This is a genomic window from Micropruina sp. (assembly GCF_027492755.1).
Taxonomy (GTDB): Bacteria; Actinomycetota; Actinomycetes; order Propionibacteriales; family Propionibacteriaceae; genus Micropruina.
In genome coordinates this window covers 32,337-41,971 of sequence record NZ_JAPUED010000204.1, presented here as the reverse complement: position 1 = coordinate 41,971, position 9,635 = coordinate 32,337, and the positions used below count along the sequence as shown (strand labels likewise).

Below are 9,635 nucleotides of genomic sequence, written 5' to 3'. Positions count from 1 at the left end.
GGACGGTCAGCTCGCCCAGCGTCCGGTGTAGAACAACCAGGCCCAGAAGCAGAGCACCACGGCGGCGACAGCACACCCGAGCACGGTGAGAAAGATCCGGAAGCGGCGGCGTCCGGGGCTGACGTTCCAGCCGCCCGACAGCGCCTCGCCGATCAGGATGAACAGCGGAAACCACAGCAGCACGGCCCGGTTCACGCTGAGGAACCAGTACGAGCAGGAGAAGGCGAGCACCTGGACGCCGACCCAGGACGCCTCGGCCCAGCGACGCCGGGCGAGACAGGCGAGGGTGACGACGATGCCGACGGCCATCGAGATGATCTCGGCGCGGAACACCCAGGCCCATTCCGGGAAGGCCGGGTACGCGGTCGACGTCGCCGCCTCGATGGTGTGCTGCAGCGACACCCAGGGCCAGGTGAAGCCGCGCGGCCAGCCGGCGGACTGGGCGTGGTACCAGGCGTTCCAGTCCCCGGTGAGGTGATGCAGGTAGGCGATGTAGGCCAGCAGCGTGAGCGCCGGGATGGTCAGCCACGCCAGGGCACGGACGCGCTGGCGCCAGGTCACCGCCGGCGGAGCGGGGCGATAGCCGGTGGCCACAGCACCGGTCCACTGCGAGAAGGGTCTCGACAAGCTCGACCAGCCGAGGGACGCCGGCTGTCCGGACGTGGCCTGCGGCGGCCACTGCCGACGCCACGGCCAACTCCACCGCGACGGTGTCGTTCCCGTACCACCGACACCGAAGGGGCCAGCAACCCCGGCTCGCCCCGATCGGCCGCGCAACCCCTGGGTGAGCGCCAGGATCACCAACGCACCCAGCAGGAACAGTCCCGACACCCGCAGCGTGCAGGCGATGGCGGCCAACCCCGCGGCAGCACCCCAGCGGCCACGGCTGGCCCGCTCCCAGGCCCAGAACGCAGCCGCGCAGAACGGCGCCTCGGTGTACGGGACGAGGGTGAACACCGTTGTCGGAGCCAACAACCAGAGCACCGCGGCGATCGGCCCGCCCAGTCGATGCAGGGCTGCGGCGGCCAGCGCCGAGCAGATCAGGGCCAGCCCGACACCGGCCCACAGCATCGGGATGCCCACCGCCGAGAACGCCCGCAGCGCCAGCGGCCAGCCGGGGAAGAAGGCGATGTCGTTGGCGCCGGTGTAGCCGTTGCTGGCGATCGCGAAGTAGTGCTGCACATCCCAGTTCGCCAGCATCTCGCCGGCGGAGCGTCCGGTGGTCACCCCCACCCAGAGCGCGACGCCGACCAGCAGCAGCCGGGTGAACAGCCAGGTCTGGACGACCAACCGTCCGCCGTCGCGGACCCGGTGCGTGGCGGCGGACAGCTCGGGACGCAGCATCACCGCAGCCATGGCGCCCACCTCATCCAGGGCGCCACCTGCGCGCCGTCCAGCACGCCGCCGTCCGGGTCGTCCAGCCGCGGCATGGCCAGCGCGTGCCGGCTGGTCCACTGCGGGTTCCGCACCGGATCGAGATCGGGCCAGAGAATGTCGCGGACCACCAGGGCCGCGATCCACAGCTGGACGCCGACCCGCACCAGCACCGCCGCCAGGTACAGGCCTTGACCTCCCGAACCGGACTCCAGGGCGCCGTCCAGGTGGGCCCAGATGGCGATGAAGTACAGCCCCTCGCCGATGCTCCAGATCAGCCAGTCCCGCCAGCGCGGGCGGGCCAGCACCACGAACGGCAGCAGCCACAGCACGTACTGCGGCGAGTACACCTTGTTGACCACCAGGAACAGCACCAGCACCAGCAGGATCCCCTGCGAGAGCCGGGGACGTCGCGGCGCCAGCAACAGCAGCAGGCAGATTGCCGCCGTCCCGACCACCATCCACCAGGTCTGCGCACCGGAGGCGTCCGCGACCGGGTGGCCGGCGAGGCTGAACACGTACCAGATCGAGCCCAGGTCGGCGCCGCGGTCGACGTTGAACGTCCAGAAGTACAGCCAGCCGGAGGGGCTCAGCAGGTAGATCGGCAGGTTGACCGCCACCCAGCTGCCGATGCCGCCGGCCAGCGCCAGCCAGAACGCCCGGAGCCGTCCGGAACGGAAGCACAACACCGCCAGCGGCACGAAGAGCAGCAGCGGATACAGCTTCGCAGCGACCCCGAGCCCCCACCAGATCCCGGCCCAGCCGGGCCGTTTCCGAAACCAGGCCAGGACGCCGAGCGCGGTGAACGCCAGCACCATGAAGTCCCAGTTGATCAACCCGGTGGTCATCACCGCGGGCGCGACCGCGATCATCATCGCGTCCCAGGGCCGGGCCAGCCGCAGATGCGCCCACAGCACCAGCATGAAGAACACGAACAGCAACAGCGCGTTCACCCCGACGAAGATCGCCGCGGCCTGCGCGATCTCGGCGGACGGGACGTCCGGGCCGACCCGGCCGCCGAGCAGCATGGTGAGGCGCCGGGCCACCTCCATCAGCGCACCGGTCAGCACCGGGTATTCGACGTCGGCGCCGAGGAACGGCACCTTTCCGTCAGCAAGCCCCCGGGCGTAGAACAGCGGCAGGATGTCGCTGTAACACATCGCCTGGTAGACCGGCGCACCCAGCTGACACGGCAGTTGCCGCAGCATCAGCACCAGGTACGAGACGGTGCCGGCCAGCAGCACCCAGGGCTGCGGGTTGAACCACACCCCCGCGCGCTCGGCCCGAAGACCGACGGCACCACCCAGGACTTTCGCCCCGGTCATCGCCCGGAGGGCTTGCCGCTCGGGCGCTCCGACGGGCGGTTGCTGGGCCGATCGGTGGGTTCGTCCGTCGGCTCATCGGTCGGCTTCCCGGTGGGGGTCGCCGTCGGGGTGGCGGACGCCGTGGGGCTCTTCGTCGCGGTCGGCCGGGTCGTCCGCGGCGGCAGGGTCGGCGTCTGGGTCGACACCCGATGCGTCGGCGGGTCGAACGGAATGTCCTTGAGTCCCTGCTGGGCGACCTGCATGTACGACATCCAGGTGCTCAGCGGCGGACCGGCGCCGAAGAAGCCGGGGTAGATCTTGTTGAGGTCGTCGGTGCCGTTCTTGCCGGCCACGAACATGACCGCCGTCGAGATCTGCTTCGACATGCCGACGAACCAGCAGGCGGTGGTCTTCGAGCCGCCCTTGGCGGCCCGGTCGTAGGCGGTTCCGGTCTTGCCGGCGATCGGGAAGCCCATGCCGCCGGCGCGCGAGGCGGTGCCGTCCTGCACCACGTGGGTGAGCGCATAGGCGACATCGTTGGCGACGTCGGCGTCGATCACCTGATCGGCGTGGGTGTCGGCCTTGTAGAGGACCGCGCCCGAGGCGTCCTTCACCTGCGCCACGACGTGCGGCGGCACGTGCTTGCCGCCGTTGGCGAAGGTGGCGTAGCCGGACGCCTGATAGACCGGGCTCACCTCGGGAATGCCCAATGGCACTCGGCTGACCGGATTCCAGCCGCCCTCCTTGGGCAGACCCACCTTCTGGGCGAACTTCAGCGTCTCGGCCGGGCCGTTCTTCATATTGCCCTCGAGGTCGACGAAGGCGGTGTTGATCGAATGCGTGGTCGCCTGCTGCAGCGTGACCCGTCCGTAGTTCGAGTCACCGGCGTTGCGCACCGGCACACCCTCGCCCGGTGGGGTGAACTGCGAGCCGTTGAAGACGTCGTTGAGGGTGAAGCCCTGGGTCAGCGCCGTGCCCAGTGCGTAGGGCTTGAAGGTCGAGCCGGTGGCTCGCGGCGTGGTCGCCCAGTTGCGGCCCTTGAGGTAGTCGGGACCGCCGTAGAGGGCGACGATGCCACCGCTGTCGACGTCGATGGACGCCAGCCCGGCGTGCAGCTGGGCTGCCTTCTTGGCGTTCCCGCCGGCCGTCTGCGAGGTGATCGTCTGGGCCGCTTTGACGGCGGCCTCCTGGGCCTTGGCGTCGAAGGTGGTGACGATGTTCAGCCCGCCGCCGGAGATCTGCTGATCGGTGAACCCCTTGGCCCGCAACTCCTCCTGGACCATGTTGAGCAGGTAGCCCTTCGGGCCACCGAACTGCGAATCGCGCTCGACCTTGGGGAACTTCGGCAGCTCGTAGTAGATCTTCGCCTTCTCGGCGTCGGTCATCTTGCCCATCTCGACCAGGCCGTTGATCGTGTACTGGTACCGCTCGAGCAGGTCGGCGGCCTGCTTGTCGCCCCGGGAGGGGTCGAGGTTGCCGGGGTCGTTCGCCATCGCGGTCAGCGCGATCGCCTGGGCGTCGTTGAGCTTGGCCACCGGCTTGTTGAAGAACGCCAGGGAGGCCGCCTCGACACCGTACGCGCCGCGTCCGAAGTAGACGGTGTTGAGGTAGCCCTCGAGGATCTGCTCCTTGGACAGCTCGTTGCCCATCTTGGCGGCCAGCAGGATCTCGGTGAACTTTCGGGTGTAGCTCTTGTCCTGGGTGAGGTACATCACCTTGATGTACTGCTGGGTGATGGTGGAGCCACCCACCACGTCCTCACCGCGCAGCACCGAGATCACCGCACGGGTCATGCCCGAGACGGAGAAGCCGGGATCGGTCCAGAACGACCGGTTCTCACCGGCGACGATGGCGTCCTTCACGTTCTGCGGGATCTTGTCGTAGGGCAGGCTCTGCCGGTTCTGGATCTGGTAGCTGCCGATCTTCTCCTTGCCGTCGCGGTAGTAGACGAAGGAGGTGTTGGTCTGGAAGTCGGCGTTCGGGTCGGGCAGCTTCACCGTGGCGTAGGCGACGCCGATCACGGTGCCGCCCGCGACGACCAGGGCCAGCACCGTGATGCCCAACCAGGTGAAGAACCGGCGCCAGCCGCTCTTCTTCTTGCGGCCGGAGGTGCCGGGGGTGCGCTTGGAGGGCTCAGCCATAGATGTCCTCGACGGTTCGTTGACGGCGTGGCGGACGGCGGGTGACCCCGTCGCCCAGCAGGAAGGAAGTGATCATGTGGTTCCAGCCGCAGTCGGTGCACACCTCGACGACGCACACCTTGAACTCGCCGAACTCGTTCTGCATCTCGTCCAGTTCGGCACTCGACTTGATCCGACCCGAGTACTGCCCGAGCTGGTCGCCGAAGACGTAGTGCAGGTGCACCAGCCTGGACTCACAGATCGGGCAACGGCCGGTCGTATCCTCGCCGTGATGCAGCGCTGCCCGGATGAGCATCGGGTCGGCATCGCAGGCGTCCGAGTGGGAAAGGGTGCGCGGAGATCGCCGCAAAGCCTGCAACGTGTTGCGGCGTTGCAGCGCGTAGTCGATCACCTCGCGCTTGGACCACATGCGCTCAAGGGTAGTTGGGCCCACGACAGGGGTCGATCCCGGCTTCATGAAGACCTCAAGCTCCGAGTCGCGATGCCGGGGCCCTGCCTCCGTTCCGCCGAATGGGCAGCTGCCTGCTCGGACGGCTAAGATCGTCGCGTTCCGCGGCGCTCGGCGTCCGGGATCAACAACCGGGGACGTGGCGCAACTGGCAGCGCAAGACCTTTGCAAGGTCGAGGTTGAGGGTTCGAGTCCCTTCGTCTCCACAAAGCTCCCTGGCCAGCTGCCGGTCCAGTGCCCCCTCCCTTTCGAGCCTCGGCCCGGATACCTGCAACCTCCACGAACTTCGCAGATGCGACTCATGTCGAGGTTGTGCTCCGGCTCGGCAGCGCCGTCACCCCACAGGAACGGGCGTGGATTGCCGAGGTCGAACAGCGAGGCGAGATACGCGCACAAGACAAGTTGCTCCTGTTGCACGCGGCACGAGGTGAGCTTCTGACTAACACCTCCGTACGCGAGCTGCTCAACATCGACAGCACACATGCTCGTGCGGCGCTCCAGAGGCTCCGCGACTTGGGTTACCTACAGCAGAGCGGCGAGCGCGGAGGGGCGTCGTATCTGTTGGCCAAGGAACTGGGCCCACCGGCCGGTATCCAACTCTCAGCCACGGAACTCGAAGCCCTTGTGGTCGCCCTCGCAACCGATGGCCGGGTCACCAATGAACAAGTGCGCTCTCGAACCGGACTCGACCGCGGACAGGTTCTCGCACTGCTGTCCCGCCTGGTCGAGAAAGGCAGGATCATGAAGCACGGCGAGCGAAGGGGCACCTACTACACAGCTGCCGATCCCAAGTAGAGCCAGCTCGAGCGCGGTGTCGCTCACCTCCCGGCAGGCGTCGCAGCGGAAGCCCTCGAAGGCATCGCCGCTGTCGTAGACGTTCCACCGGTCGATCACCGTGATCGGGAACTGCGCGCCCTCGGACGACGCCTCTGCTGCCGTCCTGAACAGTCGCGGCCCAGCCGCGTCCGCCACTATCACGTTCCCCTGCCGGTCCTTCGGCTTTCGCCAGTCCACCAGGCCTTCGCACGGCTGGGTCCACCCTCGATCCCGCAGCCACAGCCGGACGCGGCGAGCGCGGTCCGCGGCCGTCTCCGCCGACGCACCGACATCCAGGACGTGAAATCGCTGATCGCCCATGACGCGAACCTAGTGCTGCTGCGCAGTCCTAGGATCACCGGATGGCGATCACAATGGACAACGTCGGCATCGTCGTCGAGGACCTCACCGCGGCGATCGCGTTCTTCGAAGAGCTCGGCCTCGAACTCGAAGGCCGCGCGATGGTCGAGGGCGAGTGGGCGGGCAGCGTCACCGGTCTGGGCGACCAGAGTGTCGAGATCGCGATGATGCGTACCCCGGACGGCCACGGCAAGCTCGAACTCTCGCGCTTCCTCACCCCGGACGTGGTCGCCGATCATCGCAACGCCCCGGTGAACGCGCTCGGCTACCTGCGGGTGATGTTCGAGGTGGACGACATCGACGACACGCTGCGCCGCCTCGACAACCACGGCGTGCAACTGGTCAGCACCGAAGTCGTCCAGTACGAGAACGTGTATCGGCTCTGCTACGTCCGCGGCCCCGAGGGCCTTCTCATCGGGCTGGCCCAAACGATCCGCTGACCGGCAGGGGTGACTTTCAGCCCGTTGGGGAAGTGCTGCGGTAGTCAACGGGCAGCAGGTGACCGTCGGCGTCGACGACGTTGGTTTCCATCCCGGCGATGATGTCTGTGTTCTGCGCGGACACGCACCGCCAGCCGCCAGGACCACGGCGCACGACGAGGGACATCAATGTCTGCCGCGGCTTCGGAGCTTCCACCTCACCCACCGGGGTTTGCCCGGTCAACACCATCCGGGCATGGACGACGGCGATGTCGTCCGTGAGTTGTTTCACTCGGGTGTCACGCAGCCGCAGCTTCGAATCGGCGAAGATCACCGACAGCCCATACGCGTGCGCCCGCCGGATCGACCGCCGGTCGTGCCACCACAGACCGGTGACATTGACGAACTCCGCATCCTCGTCGAACAAGTCGGCGATCCCGTCCGGATCGCGCCGCTGCCAGGCCTCGACGAACGCCGCTGGGACATCCTCAGGTTGATCCAACGGCGTATTCACCATGCGCATCATCCTCCCATTCCGCGGCGGATCAGGGCCTCCCCGGCAGGTGGGCGAACTTGGCGATCGTGGCCTCAGCACGACGGACCCGCGCCGGCGTCCCGGCCGGGATGAGGTCGGGCAGAAAGCTGTACTCGTCACGTAGTCGCATGGCGACCGGATCCCCGGACGCGGCCGCCCGCACCTGCTCCGTCCACCAGTCGGCGACGTCGCCCCAACCCGGGGTGGCCAGCGCACCGGCGAACTGCTGGACGGCCAACCCGGCGGTGAGGGTGGCGAATTTCAGCCGGACGTCCAGCGGCCAGCCGGCCAGGGTGCCGGCCACCAGCGCCGCACCGAAACAGTCGCCGGCGCCGGTCGGGTCGATCGCCCGGACGGGCAACGCCGGCACCCGGGCCCAGGTTCCGCTACCGGAATCCAGCGCGATCGCGCCCTGGGCGCCGAGGGTGACGACGGCCAGCGGCACCCGGTCACCGAGCAACTCCAGGGCCTCCTCCGGCGTCCGGGTGCGGGTATAGGCCATCGCCTCCCGGTCATTGGGCATGAAGCAGTGGCAGCCCGAAAGCCGGTCCAGCACGCAGGGATCCCAGGCGCCGGTCCCGTCCCAGCCGACGTCGGCGAACACCAGGGCACCGGACGCCCGCAGCTGCTGCCACCACGGGTCGCCGTCCAGCTCGGCGATCACCGCCCGCGCGGTGCTGCCCGGCGTCAGCAGCCGCGACGGCGGTACCGGCGACTCGTGCCCGTGGGTCACCATCGCGCGGTCGCCGTCGTAGGCCATCGACACCGTGACCGGGGTGTGCCAGCCGTCGAAACTGGGCGACATAGAGGTATCGATGCCCTCCTGGTCGGTGAGCACCTGCCGACACCATTGCCCGTAGCCGTCGTCGCCGAAGCCGGTGATCAGCCCGGTTCGCAGGCCGAGCCGGCTCAACGCCACCGCGAGGTTGGCGATGCCGCCCGGCGAGGTGCCCATGCCGGCCGCCCAGACTTCGGTGCCGGGTGCCGGCGGGGTCGGCAGATCGGTGAAGACCACGTCGGCGAACACCATGCCGGCCACCAGCACGTCGAACTCGCCCGGCGACACGGCGGATCCCGGGGTCACAGTGGAGCGTTGCGTCATGGTGAGTCCGTCACCGCGGCCCAGGTCTCGGCCACCCGATCGCGACGCCGCTTGCGCGGCCCGAGCACGCCGACGACCACCACAGCCACGATCGCCAGCCCGAGCAGAGTCTTCACCAGAGCAGTCTATGGAGCCGCTCAGCGGGGCGGCAGCGTCACCAGGGGCGCCCAGGGGTCGGTCTGCCGAGCCGCCCAACCGCCCAGTTCGTCGGCGGACATGGCGGCCACCAGTTCGGCCAGTCGCGGCTGGTCGACGACGGTGACCTCCGCCCCGTCGAGCCGGCTGACGCCCGCCATCGGCAGCGGCTTGCCGTCGATGTTGTCCGAGCCCAGATGCACATCGAGCGCCGTCCGACGGATCTCCGCCGGGGTCAGGTCGGCGTCCACCGTCAGGCAGTTGTGCAGGATGGCGCCGATGGCCTCGACCTTCGCCGGATTCGTCACCGCGTCGCCGCTCACCACCGATCGGACGATCTCGACGAACACCGCCTCGGTCCGCTCTAGCCGGGTCAGCGGTTGCCGATTCGCGCTCAGATAGACCTTCGCCTCGGCACCCGACAGCACCAGGTCGCCGGAGGGGAAATGCCATCCCTCGGCCGACATCTCGGCATCGTTGCGGACGTCGACCCCGCCGAGCACGTCGACGATCGACAAGAACCCGTTCAGTTTGAGTTCGACCAGATGGTCGATCCGGAGGCCGAGCATCGACTCCAACGACCGGACCACGCCGGCGCCACCAGCCGCAGCGAATCGGCCGGACAGTGCCATCTCGGTGCGGTCGGGATCGGTGACCAGAAGGTTGGCCGGCACCCCGATCAGCTGCAACGCGTCGCGCTGCGCGGACATCTGGGCGAGGTAGGCGCTGGCCAGCGCGCCGTCGTCGTCGGTGACCAGCACCAGGTAGCGCATCGGTGTCGCGGTGTCCGGGGCCACGGTCGACTCCGGCCGGCCCGGATAGTCGGGCAACGGCGAGCTGCGCGGCACTTCGGCGAGCGCCTGGGTGACCGCGCCGAGGTAGAGCGAAACCAGGCCGAGCACGCCGGCGACCACGACGAAAGCGCCGAGGGTCGCCACGGCCACCAGCCGATCGCTCCGGGTACGCACGGGGACAAGGCTAGATTCCTGATCCAACAGCTG

At 68.6% G+C, this 9,635-nt stretch carries 8 protein-coding genes, 1 tRNA gene and 1 pseudogene; 2 read left to right on the top strand and 8 right to left on the bottom strand.

The genetic code is table 11. The features are described 5' to 3' along the window. Positions 1-786 precede the first annotated feature (786 nt). From Q0066_RS14215 to Q0066_RS14200, 4 genes and pseudogenes are all read right to left on the bottom strand, one after another. Positions 787-1,344: pseudogene (locus Q0066_RS14215) on the bottom strand (mannosyltransferase family protein); the annotation flags it as partial. Continuing rightward, positions 1,344-2,699: a glycosyltransferase 87 family protein gene (locus Q0066_RS14210; protein WP_298134005.1), complete on the bottom strand. Its 1,356-nt coding sequence runs from the start codon at positions 2,697-2,699 to the stop codon at positions 1,344-1,346. The gene Q0066_RS14210 and the pseudogene Q0066_RS14215, both read right to left, overlap by 1 nt. Next, positions 2,696-4,819, bottom strand: a complete 2,124-nt coding sequence (locus tag Q0066_RS14205) for a transglycosylase domain-containing protein (RefSeq protein WP_298134003.1) — start codon at positions 4,817-4,819, stop codon at positions 2,696-2,698. The genes Q0066_RS14210 and Q0066_RS14205 overlap by 4 nt, the downstream gene beginning before the upstream one ends. Next, positions 4,812-5,228 (bottom strand): DUF5318 family protein, encoded by a 417-nt coding sequence (locus Q0066_RS14200; RefSeq protein ID WP_298134001.1) that lies wholly within the window; start codon positions 5,226-5,228, stop codon positions 4,812-4,814. The genes Q0066_RS14205 and Q0066_RS14200 overlap by 8 nt, the downstream gene beginning before the upstream one ends. Before the next feature lie 172 nt (positions 5,229-5,400). Here Q0066_RS14200 and Q0066_RS14195 point away from each other — a divergent pair. Beyond that, a tRNA-Ala gene (locus tag Q0066_RS14195) sits at positions 5,401-5,473 on the top strand. A 394-nt stretch (positions 5,474-5,867) separates the two neighbouring features. Here the strand turns inward: Q0066_RS14195 and Q0066_RS14190 are convergent. Then, entirely contained in the window at positions 5,868-6,404 is a 537-nt protein-coding gene (locus tag Q0066_RS14190; RefSeq protein ID WP_298133999.1) for a hypothetical protein, read from the bottom strand. Between the two features lie 41 nt (positions 6,405-6,445). Between Q0066_RS14190 and Q0066_RS14185 the strand changes: the two genes are divergently transcribed. Continuing rightward, positions 6,446-6,883, top strand: a complete 438-nt coding sequence (locus Q0066_RS14185) for a VOC family protein (protein WP_298133997.1) — start codon at positions 6,446-6,448, stop codon at positions 6,881-6,883. 16 nt (positions 6,884-6,899) lie between these two features. Here the strand turns inward: Q0066_RS14185 and Q0066_RS14180 are convergent, their stop codons facing one another. The 3 genes from Q0066_RS14180 to Q0066_RS14170 form a co-directional block, all read right to left on the bottom strand. After that, positions 6,900-7,388 (bottom strand): SgcJ/EcaC family oxidoreductase, encoded by a 489-nt coding sequence (locus tag Q0066_RS14180; RefSeq protein ID WP_298133995.1) that lies wholly within the window; start codon positions 7,386-7,388, stop codon positions 6,900-6,902. Positions 7,389-7,407: 19 nt separating this feature from the next. Further along, entirely contained in the window at positions 7,408-8,499 is a 1,092-nt protein-coding gene (locus Q0066_RS14175) for a PfkB family carbohydrate kinase (protein ID WP_298133993.1), read from the bottom strand. A gap of 137 nt (positions 8,500-8,636) precedes the next feature. Then, entirely contained in the window at positions 8,637-9,602 is a 966-nt protein-coding gene (locus tag Q0066_RS14170; RefSeq protein WP_298133990.1) for an LCP family protein, read from the bottom strand. Positions 9,603-9,635: the final 33 nt, after the last annotated feature.